This window comes from Chitinophaga chungangae (genome assembly GCF_017742215.1).
In the GTDB taxonomy this organism is placed as follows: Bacteria; Bacteroidota; Bacteroidia; order Chitinophagales; family Chitinophagaceae; genus Chitinophaga; species Chitinophaga chungangae.
Genome location: NZ_JAGHKP010000003.1, coordinates 178,662 through 198,207 on the forward strand (window position 1 = coordinate 178,662; position 19,546 = coordinate 198,207).

Consider the following 19,546-nt stretch of genomic DNA (forward strand, 5'->3'; position numbering starts at 1 on the left):
GGTGCATGCCGGTCCCTCTTCATTTTATCCACTCCACGGAAGCTATGAAAAAACTCGTTCTGCTTTTTATGCTGTTCCTCCCCTGGGCGGCAGCCAGCGCACAATTCAAACATCCCGGCCTCGACCAGTCCACCGCGGACCTGGCGCAAATGAAATCGCTCGTTCTTTCCGGCACGCAACCTTACCGCGCCGCATTCGACCGGATGAAGGAAAGCATCGACCTGGATGCGGAAATTAAAGCATTCGCGCACGTTTTACGCGGCTCTTACGGCCGGCCCAACATCGGCGGCGGCGAATTGTCCAAAGGCGCAAATACCGCCTATAACGCGGCTTTGGTATGGTACGTTACCGGCGACCGGCAATATGCCGATTATGCCATCCGCATACTCAACGCATGGTCTGCCACGCTTTGGGACTTCGACTACAACGACGCCAAACTGCTCGCCGCCTGGACCGGCCATTCGCTCTGCAATGCCGCGGAGATCCTCCGTTATACCAAATCCGGCTGGAAACAGCAGGATATGGACCAGTTCAGGGATATGCTGATGACGGTGTATTACCCGCTCATGCGTTTTTATTACCCGCAGGCCAATGGCAACTGGGACGGCGCCATCATTCATTCCATCATCGCCATGGGTATTTACCTCGACGATAAAAAGATGTTCGATAATGCTGTAGACCACTTCCTGCATGGGCCGGTGAACGGCAGCATCTTTAAATACATTTATCCCTCCGGGCAATGCCAGGAAACAATGAGGGACCAGGCGCACGTGCAGCTGGGGCTCGGCGAATTTGCCGGTGCGGCGCAGATCGCGTTCACCCAGGGAACGGACCTGTTTTCCATTGCGAACAACCGCATCGGCTGGGGATTTGAATATACCGCGCGTTTTCTTTTGGGCGACAAACCGCACAGTTACGGCGTTATTTCAGAGCGCGCCAAAGAGCTCCGCGACGATTACGAATATGTTTACCGTCATTACCAGCGCGCCGGTATCCACTTCCCGCACATCCAGCGCGCGGCTGATTCCGTGCGCTCAAAAGCGGGCCGCAGCGTGCTTACTTCCGTGCGCGTAGCACCGAAACAGCCGGCCAGCCTGTTTACGCCGGTGCTTGCAACGCATATCGGCATTGTTGGTGCACAGGGGGAAAAAGATATGACCGTTGCGCCGGAAAACCCGATCGTCGTGAGCCCGGGCGAATCCATCCAGCAGGCGCTGGATAAAGCTGCCGGGGGAAAACGCATCGTGTTGGTAAAAGCGGGCATTCACACGCTGGACACCACGCTGCGCATGCCTTCCGGCGTCAGGTTGATAGGTGAAGGGCTGAAAACCGTGCTGTTCCTGAATCCCGCATCCGGCAGAGATGCGATCGTGAACGCTTCCGACGATATGAGCGATGTGGTGATCAGTAACCTCGTGGTGGAAGGTTCCACCAAAACCGACCCCGGCACCGATCCCAACAGCAACCGTTCTTTCCGCAGCAACGCGGGCAACCGCGGCGGCATCATCTTCCGTTCACAACATGCCGGCCAGATGAAACGTATCAAATTTCAGAACATTACGGTGCAGAACTGCACGTTCAACGGTCTGCTGGTGAGCGGTGCGGAAGACGTGTCTATCATTAGCTGCAACTTCAGCGAGAACGGCGGAAGCGTAGTGCCCGGCCCGAGGCTGCAGCATAACGTGTTCGTCAGTCATTGTAAAAACGTGACGGTCCGCGACAGCCGTACGGTAACATCGCCCTTTGGCAGCGGCATCGCCGTACTGCATGCTTCCAACGTTATTATCGAACATAATGAAGTAGCGAGGAACGGTTTTTACGGCATTCTCGTCACCGAAAGCAACCAGGTGCGCATTACGGATAATCTCGTGGAAGGCAACGACCGCAGCGGCGTGATGCTGGAATACCTGCACCGCGGCTCTTCCGGCGTAACCGTGAACAATAACCATATTCATTACAATAGCGGTTTCGGTCTTGAATCCTATGCCGCAACGGGCCTTAAGGAAAACAACAACCTGTTCGCGGGGAACGGGAATCATTCATCACAACAAAAGATCAGCAATGAAAAATATATTGTCATGGACTAAACTCATGCTCTGCCTGCTGCTGAGCCTGCAAAGTTTTGCGGAGGATACGCCGCGCACTTTCCTGATGCGCCCCGAAACGCTGGTAAAAGGCAAACAGCTTGTGCGGCAGGGCGATGCCGCCATGGTAAAGGCATTGGGGAATATTTTGAAGGAAGCGGACGCGGCATTGAAAAAAGGCCCGTATTCCGTGGTGAGCAAAGAAAAAATGCCACCCAGCGGGGACAAACATGATTACATGAGCGTAGGCCCTTACTGGTGGCCTGATTCCACCAAAAAGAACGGGCTGCCGTATATCCGGAAAGACGGGCAGGTGAATCCCGAACGGTACGCCGTTCGCGATGCGGAATTTCATACCGCACTTTGCCGCGATGTGTACATGCTCAGCATCGCCTGGTATTACACCGGCAAAAAAGAATACGCATCGCATGCGGCGCGCCTCCTGCGCGCATGGTTCATCGACCCAGCCACCAAAATGAACCCCAACCTGAATTTTGGGCAATCGATCCCCGGCATTACGGAAGGCCGCGGCATCGGGCTGATAGATACAAAAGCGCTCGCAAAACTGCTCGATGGTATTTCGCTGTTGAAAGGCTCCGCCTTTTTGCAGGCCGGTGAAGAAACCGCCATCCGCGACTGGTACGCCAGTTTCCTGCAATGGATGCGCACCAGCCCCATCGGGATGGACGAAGCGGACGAGCACAATAACCACGGCACCTGGTACGACGTACAAACGGTATCTATCGCGCTGTTCCTGGAAGATAAGGCGCTGGCGGAAAAAATACTGAAAGAGCAGACCATCCCGCGCATCGAAAGCCAGCTGAAGCCCGACGGCAGCCAGCCGCATGAACTGGCCCGCACCCTGTCCTGGAATTATTCGCAGATGAACCTGAAGGGATTTTTCGAACTGGCGCGCCTCGCCGAAAACGTGCGGCTCAACCTCTGGACGATGGAAACGCCCGGCGGCAAAAGCCTGAAAAAGGCGTTCGGCTGGATGCTGGGTTATGCAGACGAAAACAGTCACTGGGAGTACAAACAGATCAAACCAAGGAACGTGAAAGGTTTCACCGAACTGGCACGCCTGGCGGCCCCGCATTATCCCGAATTCGACGTGCGGAAATTGCTGTCGCAGGAAGAGGATCAGCAAAGCGACCTCGTATTGCTTACGGGAAGTACATTTTAATGCGATACTTTACACAACCGAAAACGAAATGCCGGCATCATGCCGGCATTTTTGTTTGTTTTGAAATAAGGTTTATTTTTCTTTCCGCCCAAGCCACAAAAGGCTATTAACGATCAGCTGGTTTTGCACCGGGTTGTCGAATGTATAAGACAACGTTTTATTGGTCTTGTTCTCATAATCGATATCGTTGTGCCCCATGTTCATGTACACCATCCGGTAATTTTTGTTGGTCCACACCACGGGGTAATAGCCTTCGTGCCAGATCTCGTGCGGTTTGGGGCCGGTGCCGAGCGGGAAGCTGGAAGGATCGATGGAGAGCAGGATGCGGATGTCCGGGTTTTTGCGGAGGTCGTTGCTCCAGCGGTACCATTCGTTTGGCGATGCTTTAAACGTTTGGGGCAATCCTTTCATGACGGGATGCGCGGAATCTTCCACCCGCAGCACCGCAGAAGTGGGCCGCCAGGTGTTGCTGCCGTAAGCGCCGGAGCCGAGGAAGGTGTTGTGATACCAGTCCCAGTTCTGCGGGAATGCCGATGGCGTAAGCGCAAACGCGGAGAAATGAAAGCCCATCCATGTGCCGCCTTTTTCCATGTATTGCCGGAAGGCTTCGCGCTGGGCGGGCTTCTCCGGCCGTGTGTCCAGGAAAAGCACAACGTCGTAATTAGCGAGGAACGCGGTGTTCAGGTTGCCCCAGTTGCTGGTGGAATCGTACGTGAAATGATGTTTTTTACCTGCGGCGGGGAACCATTGATGGGCCTCGCGCACGAAACTGATGTGCGCCTGGTCGTTTTTGCCTGTGAAAAATGCGATGACTTTAAAGGGGCGCTGTGCCAGGGTGCCGATGCTGTAAAGCAAGGCGAGGCATAAGGTAACGTGGAATTTCATATCAATAAATCTACATTAATTTTTTAGTATCTCCCAGCCGGCGTAAATTGAAAGATGACAGCGCAGCAAAACCATGAAAAACAGGCCGCGGCACTGGAAGCGGTAAACCTGGTGAAAGACGGGCAGGTAGTAGGTCTGGGCACCGGCTCCACCGCCGAATTTGCCATCCGGGAGATCGCGGAACGCGGCCTCCGCATCACCGGCGTGCCCACTTCCGAAAGAAGCGCAAAACTCGCCGCCTCGCTAGGCATTCCGCTGGCGGACATCAACGCCGTGGAAACGATACATCTTACCATCGACGGGGCAGACGAGTTCACGGAAGAGCTGTACCTGCTCAAAGGCGGCGGCGGCGCGTTCCTTCGTGAAAAGATCGTGGCGGAACGGTCGCGGCAGGAGATCATTATTGCAGACAGCGGCAAGCTCGTAAAACAGCTTGGCGCGTTCAGGCTGCCCATTGAAGTGGTGCCTTTTGCGCAGCGTTTCGTTTGGCAGCGGCTGGAAATGCTCGGCGCCGTGTGCCGCCTCCGCGAAGGTTTTACGACAGACGAAGGGAACCATGTGATAGATGCGGATTTCGGATTGATAACCGAACCGGCCGCGCTGGCCGCGGAATTGAACGGCATCACCGGGCTGGTGGCGCACGGGCTGTTCATCGGGCTGGCTTCGATGGTGATCATGGGGAAGGGAAATGAAATCGTTCGTTTTACCCGGTAAAAACTGGTGTTTTTTATGCAGGATGTATGCATATTTTCAGTTCCTTTGGAGTTCGGAAAGCCCTTTGGTAAATTGCGTGAAACAGCATTCCACCAGTTATGAACACAACGGTCTTTTCCCGCAAGCCGGCAGCGGCGCTGCTTGCTGCGGTATTTCTCAGCCTGGGCGTCCTCGCGTCCGCGAAGGATATAAACATCGCGTCGCGCGGCGCAAAAGGAGACGGGCAAACGCTCAATACTACAATTATCCAACAGGCGATCGACGAATGCAGCCAAAGCGGCGGCGGAAATGTGATCATCCCCGCCGGGAAATTCCTCTCCGGCACGGTCGTGCTCAAAAATAACGTCACCCTTCACCTCGAAGAAAACGCCGTATTGCTCGGCAGCACTAATGTAAACGATTATACGAATCCTGACCCGTTCACCGATGGTTTGGGCATAGATGTAGGCTGGGCGCTGCTTGCGGCCGTAGACGCCACCAATATCGGCATTGAAGGGGAAGGCGCCATCAACGGCCAGGGCGCCGCGCTCAAAGCCAGGCAGATCGAGACGGACACGCGCCCCGAATCCCTCCGATGGGGCCGCCGGCCTTTTCTTGTGCGCATCGTGCGCTGCAACGGCGTAAAAGTGAGCGGCGTGCAGCTGCAGTTTGCCGCGGCATGGACGAGCCACTATTTCCAGTGTAAAAACGTAACGATCGAAAATGTAAAGATCCTCAGCCACGGCGTAGCGCATAACGACGGCATCGATATAGACGGCTGCCAGGATGTGAAGATCGCGCGCTGCGACATTCAAAGCGGCGACGATGCGCTGTGTTTCAAAACTACTTCCAGCGCTATGGCGTGCCGCAATATCGAAGTAACGGACATGCGGCTGAAAAGCGGTCACGGCGCGATAAAAATGGGTACCGAATCGATGGCGCCCTTCGAAAATATCAAAATCTCCCGCTGCTACATTTACGACACAAACAATGGCGGCATCAAGCTGCTGACGGTAGACGGCGCGCATCTCCGGAATGTGACCATCAGCGACATCACCATGGAAAACGTCAAAACGCCCATGCTGTTCCGCCTCGGTTCCCGCCTCAGCGTGTTCCGGAAAGGCAAAGACACGCAGCAGCCCACCGGCACGTTCACCAACGTAACCGTTCGCAATGTAAAAGCCCATTCCGCCAAAGTAACGCAGCTCACGCCGCCTTCAGGCATCCTGATCACCGGCGTTCCCGGCCATTACATTACCGGGCTCACGCTGGAGAACATCGGGATCAGTCTGGCCGGCGGCGGTACCGCGGAAGATGCACGTCACGAAGTGCCCGAGGCTATCGACAAATACCCTGAGGTAAAAACCTTCGGCCCCACCATCCCCGCATATGGCATCTGGGCAAGGCACGTAAAAGACCTGCAATTGAAAAACATCACTTTCAAACTGGACGGCAACGACGTAAGGCCGGCTTTTGTTTGTGAAGACGGGCAGAACGTAACGCTCAAAGACTGGACGCTTCCCGAAACCAACGGCGCGGAATCCATTATCCGGCTCGAGAACGTGGAAGGGGCGAACATCACCGGCATTCATGCGAGGGGCCGCGCGGCTGATTTTGTAAAGGTGGAAGGGGAAAAAAGCAAAAAACAAAAACATCGGTCCTTCAAAATAGATAAGCACCGGTTTTTAAAACGGGAAAAATGGGCTGGCCGCATGCGCCGGCCCTTTTTTATGGCAAAAAAGAAGCCCGCAAAAAGGCGGGCTTCGGTTCATCTTTGATGTATGATCACTGGACTGTTTGCAATTCATACTGCGTATAAAACGTATCGATCGCGGTGACTTCAGGCTTGTAAGCCGTTCTGTACCTGATCTCAGTGCCTTGTTTGAAACCCTCGAGGAACGTAGTGTCCTGGAATTTCGCCGGCCTGTTGGGATCGGTAGGATGTTTCAGTGCTATTTCCCGGTGTTTGACGGTCTGACCGGCCACGTTGGTGTATTCAATATCCACGGCCACCGCATCGGGGCTGATGCCGAACCATATGATCTCCGCCCGCTCGCTGGCCGCTTTGTAGCTGGCTTTGCGAACCGGGCGGTTGGCGAGGGTGCCCTGGTAAACGGTACCATACGATGTTCCGATCACTTCTTCTTTTACGGAAGAATGACCTTTGTCGTCGTAAGTGAATACGTGGAAAGCGTACACGTTCTCATTCAGCCCGGGTATCGTAACGCGAACGGTATCAACGCCAGACGTGCGTTGCACGGGAACATTCAGCGAATCGGCGCCGTTGTTCCAGAATACGCGGCAATGGGTGATCTTCGGGTCGGCGGTAAGCAGCCAGCTGAGCGCGATGCGGTTATCGCCCGCAAAAGCTTTCAGCGAATCGACCCTGGCGGTGTAAATGATAACGCCGTCTGTCAGGAATTCCCGGTAAATATCTTCCTGTTTTTCGCAAGCTGCCAGCAGCATGCAGGCGAAAACGCCGGTGATGTATTTTTTCATGTGCATGTCTTCTTCTTTTTTGAATTATTGAACCTGTCCCCAGAAAGTCATTTCCACGACGTGGAAAAACCCGAGCATGCCCTGTACGGATGCCCAGCTGTCGATATGTTTCCAGGCGATGTAACGCACGGCGGGCGTGTTGACGGGGAATTCGTATTCCTGCCCGTTGGTCACCACCAGGTTGTCTTCGTTGGTCACCTCGCCGAGCGGCAGCCCGGAAGGTTTGACCATCGTGCGCGCATCGAGCAGTACCCAGCTGTTGACATCTTTCGGGGTGTTGGTGCCCCAGATCTCCCATTGGTGTGGGTTGCCATGACTGAACGCGTAACCGCCGGGCCTTTGCCAGAGTTTGTAGCGGCTGAGGCGCGCTGTTACGCCGAGATCTATCGGTATCCAGATGGGCTGGTCCTTGTTTTCGCTCGTATGAAAACCATTGCCGGTGGTGTTGCCGTCGAACATATTGCCGAAAGGCCAGGAGCTAAGGTTGCCAGGCTCCACGATGGGCTTGCCGGATTGCGGCAGCGGAAACAGTTGCGGGATGGCCCAGTTTTTCTTGCGGCCGTCCGTGATCTTTTTCTTGTCCAGCTCTTCTTCGTAGATCGGCGTGAGCGTTACCTCCATGGTGTCGGTATGGTTTTCCCAGCGGTCGCGTACAAAAAGCCCGAATTTAGCCTGCACTGCTGGCAGCCCGCGAACGGAAAAGTTACCTGAATCGGCGGCGGTGTAGTAGTTGTCGTAATGGTCCCAGGCATTGTCATGTTCGTTCCATACCAGTACGCCGATCACGATGTTGCCGCCGAAAGTGTTTTTGTACGAAGTGTTGATGCCGCCGAAAGATTCCCGTACGGCAAGTGATTTAAACACGGTGTCGATGGCCGGGGGCAAGGGTTTTATCTTTATTTCGACGGGCGCGGAGGACTGTTCGGCATAACTTACGGAGTACAGTTTCACGGTGCGCTCGCTCACATCGCCAAACCCTTCCACGATCACTTCGCGTTTATAAAAAGATGCTTTGGTCTCGCGTTTTTCGCCGTTCACTTCAAATTCCGCCCTCACGTAGGCGAGGTTCTGATCGTCCGGCAGGGTATAGGTGATTTTGGCCGCGCCGGGCAGCGGTGTGAAGGAAGGCGACGAAATGGGCTGCGGAGCGTTGCCGTTTTTGGACAGCGGGCTGGCGCCTTCTTCTTTACAGGCGGCCAGCGCGGCGATCAGCAGCAGGTAAGCGGATATTTTTTTCATGACGAATGATTTTTGTGTTGTGAATTACCACCCGGGATTTTGCACCAGGTTCCGGTTGATGGTCATTTCGTTGAGCTCTATCGGCCAGAGATAATCGCGGAGCGTGAAACGCTGGTTGAACAGCAGGCGTGCCTTGTAATAAGAAGGCGCGTCTTTCTGCGTAATGTCCCAACCTTTGATCGGCGCATTCAGCACGATGTGCGCGGTTTTCCAGCGGCGGAGGTCCCAGAAGCGGTGGCCTTCGAAAGCCAGCTCCACGGTGCGCTCGTGCTGGATGATCTCACGCAGCCCTTCTTTGCTCTGGAATTTGGTAGGCTCGGTGGAAAAGTTCGTCCAGGAATCCGCCACGCCCTGCAAGCCGGCGCGTGCGCGTACTTTGTCGATCCAGCTGATGGCTTCCGCGGTAGGGCCGTTGGTTTCGTTGATGGCTTCCGCGTACAGCAGGTACAGGTCGGCCATCCTGAACTCAGGCCAGGGATAGTTCACGAGGTTGCTGGTGAAGTTGCCGTCAGACGCTACGCTGGTTTCGATGTTCACCAGTTTTTTGATGTTGTAACCGGTTACGGAATAGTTGCTGATGCCGCGGCGGGAGCTCATTTCACCGGCGCGCAGCTTGGGATAAAAAAGCGGTTTCGTTACGTCGTAGTTGCCGAGCCAGTTACCGAACCAGGTGCCGCGGTCGAACGACACGCTCGCGTAAAAACGTGGCTCGCGGTCGAAATGCAGCTGCACGGTCTCTTCCCCGTCTTTCACATAAAACCTTTCTTCGGACGTGGCTTTGCGGAGGGTATATCGTTTGTTGTAATCCCAGGTCCTGTCTTCCTCGATGGGCACGCCGTTTTTGGAATAAAACTGTTCCACCATTTTGATGGTCGGCGCAAGAATGCCTTTGGGCCCCGATGTGCTGGCGCCTTCGGCGATCAGCGGCATGCTCCAGCGCTGCATGTCGGCGGTCGTGCTGTTGGTATTGGCCCAGATCACTTCGGTGTTGTTGATGATGGAAGTGAGGGAAGCGCGCAGGTCGAGCTCGGTTTGAACAGTGTCGTTGAGCGTATAGCCGAGCATGCCGGGGAAGTGATACAATGCATAACCCTGCGCCTCGCAAAACTCGATGGCTTCCCTGCAGGCGTCCATCGCGCGGCGCCATTTTTCGGGGCTGAAAGTTTGATTGAACAGCGGCTCGCCTTTGCTGGTTTTGTCTTTCAGCGAAGCGTAATCGGTATTTCCGTTGAAAAGCGGGCTGGCGGCGGTTACCAGCACTCTCGCCTTCAGCGCGAGCACGATCGGTTTGGTGATCCTGCCAAGCTCGGAGCCTTCGCTGCCGGAGATCATTTCGGGCAGGTTGGGACTGGCGTACGCTTCGTCGAGCAGCTGCACGATGTAGTTCACGCAGCTGTCTACCGGCATGCGGGAAACCTGTACGTCTTCAGGACTGGCCGAGATGGGCAGGTTTTCTTTCATCAGCGGAATAGGGCCGTACATGCGGAAGAGGAAAAAATGATAATACGCTTTGAGGAATTTTACTTCGGCTTTCCAGCGGTCCCTTTCATATTCGGTCATTTCCTGCACCTTGTCGATATTGGCGATAAAGGTATTGCAGTCGCGCAGGCCGATGAACAGGGCTTTGCCGCGGTTGGTGCCGCCCCAGAAGTTGCCCAGCGGGTTGGATACGTTCTGCTGCCCCTTGGCGATGTTGAAAAACTGCGCCTGGATGTCGCGCGGGGGATCGTCGTGCCAGATCTCGTCCGCGCAGTTAAACGCTACGTTGTCGTTGAAATGGCCGTTGGCCGGCATGTAGGAATAACAGGTGAACAGGAACCTTTCCGCGCTGGACCGCAGCGTAAAGGCGTTTTCTATCGTCGGAATGTTGTCGGGCACCACGTCCAGGTATTTACACCCGGAAAGTGCAGCCAGCAACAGGAATATGTATGTCTTTTTCATCACTTCGTTTTTTAGAATCCAATGTTGAGGCCGATGTTCATGACTTTCTGCACGGGATAGCCGAGGCCGTTGCCCGCCATTTCCACGTCCCATAGCTTGAAGCCGCTGATCGTGAACAGGTTGGTGCCGGAACCGTAAATGCGCACCGATTCGATGTGCCAGCGTTTGGTGAGATGGCGCGGGAGCGAATAACCGACTTCCACCTGTTTCAGTCTCAGGAAAGAACCGTTGCGCATGAACCAGGTGCTTTGCTGCGCACTGTTGGAATTAAGCTCGGGGCTCAGGCGCGGCCAGAGCGCATAGAGGTTGCGGTTTTCTTCGGACCAGTAATTTTCCGAATACACTTTCAGCATCTGTGTTTCGGAAACCGCCACGTCGCTGCCGTCCTGCCTGTAATCCAGGAAGGGAGAGGTTTCCTCAACGTTGATCCAGAAAGATGAACGGGCGGAGCCTTGCCAGTAGAGCGAGAAATCGAAATTTTTGTAAGTGGTGGAGAACCAGATGCCGTAGCTGATCTCGGGACGGTCGGGGAAACCGATCGGCACCATATCGCGCTGGTCGATGATCTTATCGCCGTTGATGTCCCTGAACTTGATGTCGCCGGCACGGGTGATGAAACCGTTGAAACTTTGCGTGGGCGAGCTTCTTACTTCCTCGTCGTCGATAAAGAGGCGTTCCGCGATATAACCCCAGCGCTGTGCGGTGGAGTGGCCTTTGCGGTAACGGTAAGGTTCTTCATACATCGGCTCTTCATAGTTCTCGTACAGGTTGCGGGAGAAGGTGAACGTGCCTCTTGCGGATACGAACCAGTCTTTGTTCACCTTCGCATTGTAATCCAGTGTGGCTTCGTACGATTTGCTGGAAGCGCTGCCCACGTTGGCTTTGGGCGTAGTGCCTTGCAGGCCCATCGTTTTCGGGATGGAAGCGCGGCTCATCAGGATGCTGGTGCGGTGCTCGGTGAAATATTCCAGGATGATGTCGATGTTTTTCAGCAGGCCGATCTCCAGGCCGAAGGTGGAGTTCTTCGCGGTTTCCCAGGTAATGGCCGGGTTGTCGTACCGCTGGATGGAAATGCCCGGGCGGCTGTAACCGCCGGTGTTGCCGAAACGCGCGCCTTTGCCGCCGTCGTTCATGTTGACGTTGGAAAGGTAAAAGAAACGCTCGTTTTCGTCGCCGATCTGGTCGTTGCCCACCAGGCCGTAGTTGGCGCGGATCTTCAGCTTATGGATAAAGGATTTGTACGGGTCCCACCATTTTTCGTTGGAAATGTACCAGGCTGCGCCCGCGGTGGGGAAAAAACCGAAACGTTCCGTTTTATAAAAACGTTCGGAACCGTTGTAACCGAAGTTGAATTCGAAGAAATACCGGTTGTCGTACCCATACGTCGCGCGGCCTGAAAGACCCAGGTTGCGGGCGGGGAGCGACTTCTGCAAACCGTCCGCGTTATTGCCTTCCAGCCTGTTGCGTGCGATGAAGATCAGCATGCCGGCCAGGTTGTGTTTGTTGTCGAAAGTGCGGTTGTAATCCATGGCTACTTCGCCGTAGAATACGGATTGCACCGTTTTATCCCGCGGCACGAAGCTCAGGTAATCGGTGCCGGTTTCGGGATTGATGTTGTAGATCTGGTATTCGTTGCTTGGTTTGTCGTACGCGCCAACAGTGTACCAGAAGGGATTGTACTGGCGTTGCAGCTCGAAATAAGCGGTACGGTTGGTGTTCATCATGCCGCGCAGCGAAAGGCCTTTGGTGATGATGTCAGACAGGTCCTGCTTCAGCTCGAACTGCGCCACCATCAGCGAACGGGAATATTCGCGGTAACCCTTCACCATGTCTGCATAGGGGTTCAGGTACTGGCCCTGGTCTTCGTTGCCGAACATGATGTGGTTGATCCAGGCGTGATCGTCATCTTTCGGATAATAGGCGGGGAAACGCACCTGGCTGGTGTGAAGCATTTTCCAGAAAAGTTTCTGGCCGCCGTCTATCGGCCCGTTGTAGTCGTCGAACGTGCCGTTGAGGCGCACCATTACCTGGGTGGATTTTGTGACGCGCAGGTTGATGTTCGAACGGAGATTGTAGGTTTTCAGGTCGATGTTGTTGTTGAAGTTGTTTCGACCGTCTACTTTCAGGATGCCGTTGTCTTTATTCACGCCGCCGGAGATATAATACGTGGCGATGTCGCCGCCGCCGCTCACATTGAAGTTCGCGCGCTGCGTGGTGGTGGATTTTTTGAACAGCATCTCGCGCCAGTCTGTGGTGGGGTACACCGTCGGGTTGATACCGGCTTCCGTGTAATCTATTTTCGCCTGCGTATACGGCAGCGGGGCGAGCGGGTTGCGCGTGGCCACGGCTTCGTTGTGCAGTTTCATATAGGTAACGGGGTCGGTCAGTTCGATGTCGCGGGTGGGGGAGGAGAATGAATTTTCCAGCCTGATGTTGATCTTTGCTTTTCCCGCGCGCCCTTCCTTGGTGGTTACGAGAATTACGCCGTTGGCGCCGCGTGCGCCGTAAAGCGCGTTGGCGGTGGCGTCTTTCATGATGGAAAAACTGGCGATATCGTCCGGCTGCAAACGCGCCAGTTCGGTAGTGGTATATTCGATGTTGTCGATGAGGATGAGCGGATCTTTTTTATACCCGAAAGTGGTGGCGCCGCGGATGTAAAATTCCGCGTTGTCGCGCCCCGGTTCGCCGCTGCGCTGGTAGGCGATGATGCCCGCCATTCTTCCCGCCAGCGCCGTGGTAAGGTTGCTGGACGGCACTTTCAGCTCGCCCGGATTGATGCTGGTGATGGAGCCGATCACGGATTCGCGTTTTTGTTTGCCATACGCAACGATCACCGTTTCGCCCAGCTGGTTGTTGGCGGGCGCAAGGTTTACATGGAGGGTGGTGCGCCCGTTCAGCGGCACTTCCTGCGTGGTGTAGCCGATCATGCTGAAAACGAGCACCAGCGTGTTGTCTGGCACATCGAGGATGAAACGCCCGTTCATGTCTGTAGTGGTGCCGATAGTGGTGCTGCCTTTTACTAGGATGGTTACGCCGGGCACGGCCGAGCCGCTGCTGTCCGTTACCTGGCCTTTGATTTCCTTGTTGAAAGCGATTGCCGCGGGCGGAGGCGCGGCTTTGCTTTGCTGCAGCAATGGCAATAGCAATGCCAGTACGCAACAAATGCGCATCAGGAGATGTCTTTTCATACGTGCTTTTTTTTGTACAGTTTTCCGGGCCGTCATTCTATGGAAGAATGCAGCCGCATATTTCGTTTTTGGTTGAAATGAAAATTCCTGCACCGGTTATGACCGGCGATTTATGCAATCGTTTGCAGAATTGGTTCGGTAAAAAGGCCCTTCGGGGCGGTGGTTTAAGGAATCAGTTTTTACAGGTGATTAAATCTTCATAACGTGTGCCATCAGGGATAATCTAATGGGATCAGGCTCGCAAGTGCTTCATGGAATCGTTTCTGTATGTTCGCGGATACAGATGTTGGTAATATAAAATTCCAGAATTTTATTGATGCTTCCTCCCGCGATTTTCCCTATTGCTTGTATTTTTTTAACGCAGCTATGTAGTATTTACCGGGGAGAGGTGTGTACATCATACAGTATCGGCCCCGGAATATGGAATTTTTTTTCGCCTTTTGTACGTAATTTCCCGTTATTACCTGTCCTATCTGTACAAACCGGCGTTTTGCGCCGGAACCAGAGGGTTATAGCGACATGACAGCCATTCAGACCAAAATCAGGGAGCTGCAGCTCCAAATTGCGCGTTGCAAAAATGAACAGGCATTCTCCGCCTTGTTCAGGCTGCTGTATGACCGCCTTCTCCGTTTTTGCATCCAGTACGTCGATTCCCGCGAAGCGGCGGAAGAGATCGTGTCCGACGTGTTCGTAAAACTCTGGAACCGCCGCCGGGAGCTGGAAAGCATCGCCAACCTCGAAGTTTACCTTTTCGTGGCCGTAAAAAACCACTCCCTCAATTATATCCAGCAATTTTCTTCCCTCCGCATCACCCCGCTGGACAACGGCATGTCGCAGCTCACCGCCCCGGCAGACCCGGAAAAGGAAATGGAATGGAAAGAAATGCACCTCAAGCTGGACCAGGAAGTGAACCGCCTGCCGGACCAGTGCCGGAAGGTGTTCCGGCTGATCCGTGACGAAGGTTTCCGTTATAAGGACGTTGCGGTGATCCTCAATATCAGCCCGAGAACGGTGGAGACGCAGCTTTTCCGCGCCATCCGCCGGCTCAACGAAGCCATCGCGCCGTTCCTCTCCGTAAAGCCCGGTAAAAAGAAAGAACCGCCCGCCACGCTTTGGCTTTTACTGCTTGCTGATATTTTTTTGAACGGCTTGTAGGGAATTTTGGAAAACCGCCTGTCCTTATACATACAACAGCGCAAACGCATGATGAACGAAGAACAATTCATTGAACTGGTGGCCAGGAAACTGGCAGGGCAGGCTTCGCCGGCGGAGCTGGCCGAACTGGAAGGATTGTTGTGTGAAGAGAATCTCCGGGAAAGGTACCTGCTGCTCCAGCAGTATTTTTCCGCGCCGGAAGGCCAGTCTTCCGCGGATACTGAACTTGCGCTGCAAAAAACACTGGAAAGGATCCGTGAGCCGGAAAACGGTCTTTCGTCCATCCCTTCTTCAGCCACCACGCCGCGCCGCCGCAGATGGCCCGTTTATGCCGCCGCTGCAGCAGTCTCCGGGGTGATCATTTTTTTTCTTTTCGCACATCGGCAACGGCCGCAAACCGCCGCGCCGGTAGCGCAAACCCTGCAGGATAGGGCGCAGTGGCTCAACCGGCAGAACGGCAAAGCCACGCGCGCGGTGATAGAACTGGCGGACGGCAGCAAGATCTGGCTCAATGCGGAAAGCAAGCTGTCGTACCCCGAAGTGTTCACCCGCGACAGCCGCGAAGTATACCTGAACGGGGAAGCTTTTTTTGACGTGGCGGCCGACCCCGAAAGACCGTTCATCGTTCATCTCGCCAAAGGCACGGTAAAAGTGCTGGGCACTTCGTTCAACGTGCGCGCGTACGACAACGAGCCCGTGCAAACTTCCGTTACCACCGGCAAAGTGGCGTTCATCCCGAAATACGAGAACGGCAACCAGCGCCCGGATACATTTTATATTACACCCGATCAGAAAGTAACTTACCGCCATACCGCGGAAGACATTATAAAAGAGAATACTTCCGGCCAGGAAGACAAAGCCTGGACCGAAGGCCGCCTCGTGTTCCGCGACGCGCTGCTGGAAGACATCGGCCACGAGCTGGAGCGCTCGTTCGGCAAAAAAGTGGTGTTTACGGCTGAAGCGCCGAAGTATTACCGCATGACAGGATCGTTTCAAAACAACAGCTTACAGGATATTTTATTTTACCTGGCAAGGTCCAGGCCATTCAGGTACACAGTCACAGACAGTACATTATTTATCGGGGATTAACCACGTCAATCAAAACAGATTAAATCACAATTTCGCTAACAACGTTATGAAAGAAAGACCACAACCTAACGTGGGCGCTTTCCGTTTGTTGTTCCTTCTTTTATGCACCTGTTTTACCCTCGTGGGCCTTCCGGGCCTGCAGGCGCAGCATGTGTACGCGGCCAATACGGTCAAGGCAGGATCGCAACAGGAAAAAGAAGCCCCCAAACCGCTGGACAAACGCATCAGCCTGCAGGTAAAAGACGCCCGCCTTGCCGATGTGCTTGAAAAGATCGAACAGCAGACGGCCTACGTATTCGTTTTCTCCAACGACGAAATACCGGCAGCCAGGAAAATTTCCCTTAATGTAAAGGACAAACGGCTCGAAGAAGTGCTGGAGATGATATGCTCCCCGCTGGCCATCCGCTACGAGCTGATCAGCAACAAGATCATCCTGAAACAGGGAAACGCCGCCAGCACCGTAAATTCACAGCAGGACGACGTGACCATATCCGGTCGGGTGGTGAGTGATGACGGTGAGGGCATTCCCGGCGCAAACGTTCGCCTGCAAGGCACCCCTACATTGGGCGCTGTTACCAACGAACAAGGTTATTTTACATTCAAGGTCCCGGAATCGGCCATGGACGGCACACTGATTTGCTCTTCCGTAGGTTTCCAGCAATCGGTAGTGCCCATCAGCCGCCGTACCAGCATCACCATCGTGCTCAGCACCGATTCGAAGGAACTGAGCGAAGTGGTGATCACCGCTTACGGCTCGCAACGCAAAAAACAGGTGACCGCCGCCATCAGCACGATCTCCACCAAGGATATCGAAAGCAGGCCCGTGTCCAACATGTTCCAGGCATTGCAGGGCACTGCGCCCAACCTCACGCTGCAGCAAAATACCGCTGAGCCGGGAGCCGCGCTGGTGCTGAATATCCGCGGGGTGGGCAGTCTTACCGGCAACGCGCCCCTCATCATCATCGACGGTGTGCAGGCCGGCAACGAAGGCCTCCGCAACCTGAACCCTTACGATGTGGAAAGCATTTCGGTGCTGAAAGACGCCGCGTCTTCCGCCATCTACGGCTCGCAGGCCGCCAACGGCGTGATCTACATCACCACCAAAAAAGGGAAAAGAGACGACAAACCCTCCGTGCAGTACAGCGGCATGTACGGCTGGCAAACGCCCACCACCATGACGCGCCAGGTAGAAGGCTGGGAATATATGACGCTGAAGAACGAAGCGCTGGTGAACTCCGGTAAAACGCCGCAATTCACTCCCGAAGAGATCGTGTACTGGAAAAACCGCGGTTCCGAGCCGGCTTATGTGGATGAAATGCTGCGCAAACACACGCCGCAACAAAACCACAGCCTCAGCCTGACGGGCGGCGGCAAAAGCGCCAGCTACCTGCTGTCGCTCGGTTATGTGAACCAGGGCAACATGCTGCAGAACAAATACATTCCTTCCGATATCGATTTCAACTACAAACGGTACAACGCCCGCGCGAACATTTCAGTAGACGTGAGCAAATACGTGAAGGTGGACATGAACCTCGCCTACACCAAATCGTACTACAACAAACAACAACCCGATATCGGCCTGCTGATCCGCGATGCCATCCGCACGCCGCGCATTTATCCCGTAAAGGATTCGCTCGGCAATTTCGTGGTGCCCGCGCTGAACAGCAACAACGTGATCGCGCAGCTGGCGCAGCAGGGGTATAACAAGGAAGAGTGGGACAACCTGCTGGGCGGCCTGAACATCGCCATCACGCCGGTGAAGCACCTTACCTTTAACTTCAACGCCTCCGGCACCTATTCCATCAAAAACTACCGGAACCGCGTGAACAAATACAGCTACGCGCCATATTACACCACCGCCAACCCGCCGGTGAACAACCAGATGACCGTGTCTGAATATAAAGACATGGCCACCAACGTATACGGCACCGCCGAATACGAAAACACCTTCGGCAAACATTACGTAAAAGCGCAGGTAGGCGCCCGCAGCGATGCGATGAACGAAAACTACGGATTCCGCGCCACCCGCTACGCAGGCACCAATCTCGACGAGGAATGGACCATCGGCGGCGGTTACATCCCCAAACCCGACGGTACCCTGGATTACGCCACCATCGGCACTTACAACGACATCACCAACCCGAACCTCTACGCGCTCAATTCGCTGTTCGGCCGCCTGAACTACGTGTTCAGGGACCGTTACCTCGCCGAATTTACCTGGCGTTACGACGGCTCCAGCAAACTGGCGCCCGGCCACCGCTGGCAGTTCTTCCCGGCGTTCTCGCTCGGATGGCGCGTAACCGACGAAGCTTTCCTCGAAGGTTTCCGCGACCGTTTCGGCGATGTGAAGTTCCGTTACAGCTGGGGCCAGGTGGGCAACTCCAACATCGGCGGTTTCAATTACCAGGCGCGCGTAAACCTCAACCCGAACAAATACCCGTTCAACAATACTGCCAATCCCGGCGCGGACTTTACGCCTTACAACGAATTGCTGGAATGGGAAATTTCCACCATGAGCAACTACGGGGTAGACGCGGAATTTTTCAAGAATAAGCTCAGCGTCAGCTTCGACTTTTTCAACAAACGCACCACCGGCATTTACCTTACGCAGGAAGTGCCCGGTACCGCCGGCATCGGCTCCAGCCTGCAGAACGTAGGCGAAGTGGAAAACAAAGGATGGGAACTGGCGGTCAATTACCGCGGCCGCACTGGCCCGGTAAGCCATACCGTTGGCGCGAACCTGTCAGACAACCTGAACCGCGTGATCCGCTTCGGGCAGGAATCCATCCGCGGCGCCGATTATACTTACATCATCCGCGAAGGTTTCCCCATCGCGTCGTATTTCGGTTACCGCGCAGACGGTCTTTACCAGAACCTGGACGATATCAAAAATGCGCCCAAAGTGCCGTTTGCTTACAACCAGCAGGTGCAGCCGGGAGACATCCGGTACATCGACCGCAACGGCGACGGCGTGATAGATGCGGATGACCGTTATGTGTTCGGCAATCCCTTCCCGCGGTACACGTTCGGGTTTACGTATAACGCAGTATGGAAAAACTGGGACTTCACCATGTTCTGGCAGGGCGTGGGCAGGCGCTCGCAGTTCCTGCGCGGCGATATCGTGGAAGCGTTCCATAACAACGAAGATCATGCGTACGTGCAGCACATCGACCGCTGGACGCCCACCAATCCCGGCGCTTCGTACCCGAGGCTGACCATCGGCACGGCCAACGCCAACAATTTCGCGTATTCCGATTATTGGATGTTCGATTCGAAATACCTGCGGCTGAAAAACCTGCAACTGGGCTACACACTGCCGAAATCGGTGACGGGCGTCGTAAAGCTGCAAAGCATGAGGGTATACTTCACCAGCCAGAACCTGCTCACGTTTACGCCGAAAAGGTTCAGGGAACTGGGCGTAGACCCCGAGTTCACGCAGTACGACGACAAGCTGGGCTTTGCCAATTATAACGCCATCGCAGGCCGGAATTATCCGAATGCCGCAACGTTCGCATTCGGACTGGACATTAAATTCTGATAAACAGGTTAATTATGAAACCGGGCATGATCAATTTTTATCACTGATACAT

The 19,546-nt window shown here is 54.7% G+C and carries 12 protein-coding genes; 7 read left to right on the top strand and 5 right to left on the bottom strand.

What is annotated here, in order from left to right; all coding sequences use genetic code 11:
- The first annotated feature begins 44 nt into the window (after positions 1 to 44).
- Positions 45 to 2,087 carry a right-handed parallel beta-helix repeat-containing protein gene (locus tag J7I43_RS15115; protein WP_209146559.1) on the top strand — a complete coding sequence of 681 codons (2,043 nt, stop codon included), beginning with the start codon at positions 45 to 47 and terminating at the stop codon, positions 2,085 to 2,087.
- The gene (locus tag J7I43_RS15120) at positions 2,062 to 3,267 is read left to right on the top strand and encodes an alginate lyase family protein (protein ID WP_209146560.1); all 1,206 of its coding nucleotides are present in this window, start codon (positions 2,062 to 2,064) and stop codon (positions 3,265 to 3,267) included. The genes J7I43_RS15115 and J7I43_RS15120 overlap by 26 nt, the downstream gene beginning before the upstream one ends.
- Before the next feature lie 72 nt (positions 3,268 to 3,339).
- On the opposite strand, the gene J7I43_RS15125 is transcribed toward J7I43_RS15120, so the two are convergent.
- Positions 3,340 to 4,152, bottom strand: coding sequence for a ThuA domain-containing protein (locus J7I43_RS15125; protein ID WP_209146561.1), 813 nt, complete (start codon positions 4,150 to 4,152; stop codon positions 3,340 to 3,342).
- Between the two features lie 54 nt (positions 4,153 to 4,206).
- On the opposite strand from J7I43_RS15125, the gene rpiA reads away from it, so the two are divergent.
- On the top strand, positions 4,207 to 4,866 hold the full coding sequence (rpiA, locus tag J7I43_RS15130; RefSeq protein ID WP_209146562.1) for a ribose-5-phosphate isomerase RpiA: 660 nt from the start codon (positions 4,207 to 4,209) through the stop codon (positions 4,864 to 4,866).
- Between the two features lie 98 nt (positions 4,867 to 4,964).
- Positions 4,965 to 6,623, top strand: coding sequence for a glycoside hydrolase family 28 protein (locus tag J7I43_RS15135; RefSeq protein ID WP_209146563.1), 1,659 nt, complete (start codon positions 4,965 to 4,967; stop codon positions 6,621 to 6,623).
- A 7-nt stretch (positions 6,624 to 6,630) separates the two neighbouring features.
- On the opposite strand, the gene J7I43_RS15140 is transcribed toward J7I43_RS15135, so the two are convergent.
- From J7I43_RS15140 to J7I43_RS15155, 4 genes are read right to left on the bottom strand one after another with little or no spacing between them, the layout of a single operon-like run.
- On the bottom strand, positions 6,631 to 7,350 hold the full coding sequence (locus J7I43_RS15140) for a DUF4998 domain-containing protein (RefSeq protein WP_209146564.1): 720 nt from the start codon (positions 7,348 to 7,350) through the stop codon (positions 6,631 to 6,633).
- Between the two features lie 18 nt (positions 7,351 to 7,368).
- A complete protein-coding gene (locus J7I43_RS15145; RefSeq protein ID WP_209146565.1) occupies positions 7,369 to 8,583 on the bottom strand; it encodes a DUF5000 domain-containing lipoprotein in 1,215 nt (404 codons plus the stop codon).
- A gap of 24 nt (positions 8,584 to 8,607) precedes the next feature.
- Entirely contained in the window at positions 8,608 to 10,524 is a 1,917-nt protein-coding gene (locus tag J7I43_RS15150) for a RagB/SusD family nutrient uptake outer membrane protein (RefSeq protein ID WP_209146566.1), read from the bottom strand.
- Between the two features lie 11 nt (positions 10,525 to 10,535).
- A complete protein-coding gene (locus J7I43_RS15155) occupies positions 10,536 to 13,712 on the bottom strand; it encodes a SusC/RagA family TonB-linked outer membrane protein (RefSeq protein ID WP_209146567.1) in 3,177 nt (1,058 codons plus the stop codon).
- Between the two features lie 519 nt (positions 13,713 to 14,231).
- Between J7I43_RS15155 and J7I43_RS15160 the strand changes: the two genes are divergently transcribed.
- The 3 genes from J7I43_RS15160 to J7I43_RS15170 are packed head-to-tail and all read left to right on the top strand — an operon-like array spanning position 14,232 to position 19,494.
- Entirely contained in the window at positions 14,232 to 14,867 is a 636-nt protein-coding gene (locus J7I43_RS15160) for an RNA polymerase sigma-70 factor (protein WP_209146568.1), read from the top strand.
- Positions 14,868 to 14,915: 48 nt separating this feature from the next.
- Positions 14,916 to 15,956 carry a FecR family protein gene (locus tag J7I43_RS15165; RefSeq protein WP_209146569.1) on the top strand — a complete coding sequence of 347 codons (1,041 nt, stop codon included), beginning with the start codon at positions 14,916 to 14,918 and terminating at the stop codon, positions 15,954 to 15,956.
- A gap of 46 nt (positions 15,957 to 16,002) precedes the next feature.
- Positions 16,003 to 19,494 (top strand): SusC/RagA family TonB-linked outer membrane protein, encoded by a 3,492-nt coding sequence (locus tag J7I43_RS15170; RefSeq protein WP_209146570.1) that lies wholly within the window; start codon positions 16,003 to 16,005, stop codon positions 19,492 to 19,494.
- The last annotated feature ends 52 nt before the right edge of the window (positions 19,495 to 19,546 follow it).

Bases quoted from the DNA above. Each gene is read 5' to 3' on its own strand.
- J7I43_RS15115 (WP_209146559.1), top strand. From the start codon at position 45: ATGAAAAAACTCGTTCTGCTTTTTATGCTGTTCCTCCCCTGGGCGGCA.
- J7I43_RS15120 (WP_209146560.1), top strand. From the start codon at position 2,062: ATGAAAAATATATTGTCATGGACTAAACTCATGCTCTGCCTGCTGCTG.
- J7I43_RS15125 (WP_209146561.1), bottom strand. From the start codon at position 4,152: ATGAAATTCCACGTTACCTTATGCCTCGCCTTGCTTTACAGCATCGGC.
- rpiA (WP_209146562.1), top strand. From the start codon at position 4,207: ATGACAGCGCAGCAAAACCATGAAAAACAGGCCGCGGCACTGGAAGCG.
- J7I43_RS15135 (WP_209146563.1), top strand. From the start codon at position 4,965: ATGAACACAACGGTCTTTTCCCGCAAGCCGGCAGCGGCGCTGCTTGCT.
- J7I43_RS15140 (WP_209146564.1), bottom strand. From the start codon at position 7,350: ATGCACATGAAAAAATACATCACCGGCGTTTTCGCCTGCATGCTGCTG.
- J7I43_RS15145 (WP_209146565.1), bottom strand. From the start codon at position 8,583: ATGAAAAAAATATCCGCTTACCTGCTGCTGATCGCCGCGCTGGCCGCC.
- J7I43_RS15150 (WP_209146566.1), bottom strand. From the start codon at position 10,524: ATGAAAAAGACATACATATTCCTGTTGCTGGCTGCACTTTCCGGGTGT.
- J7I43_RS15155 (WP_209146567.1), bottom strand. From the start codon at position 13,712: ATGAAAAGACATCTCCTGATGCGCATTTGTTGCGTACTGGCATTGCTA.
- J7I43_RS15160 (WP_209146568.1), top strand. From the start codon at position 14,232: ATGACAGCCATTCAGACCAAAATCAGGGAGCTGCAGCTCCAAATTGCG.
- J7I43_RS15165 (WP_209146569.1), top strand. From the start codon at position 14,916: ATGATGAACGAAGAACAATTCATTGAACTGGTGGCCAGGAAACTGGCA.
- J7I43_RS15170 (WP_209146570.1), top strand. From the start codon at position 16,003: ATGAAAGAAAGACCACAACCTAACGTGGGCGCTTTCCGTTTGTTGTTC.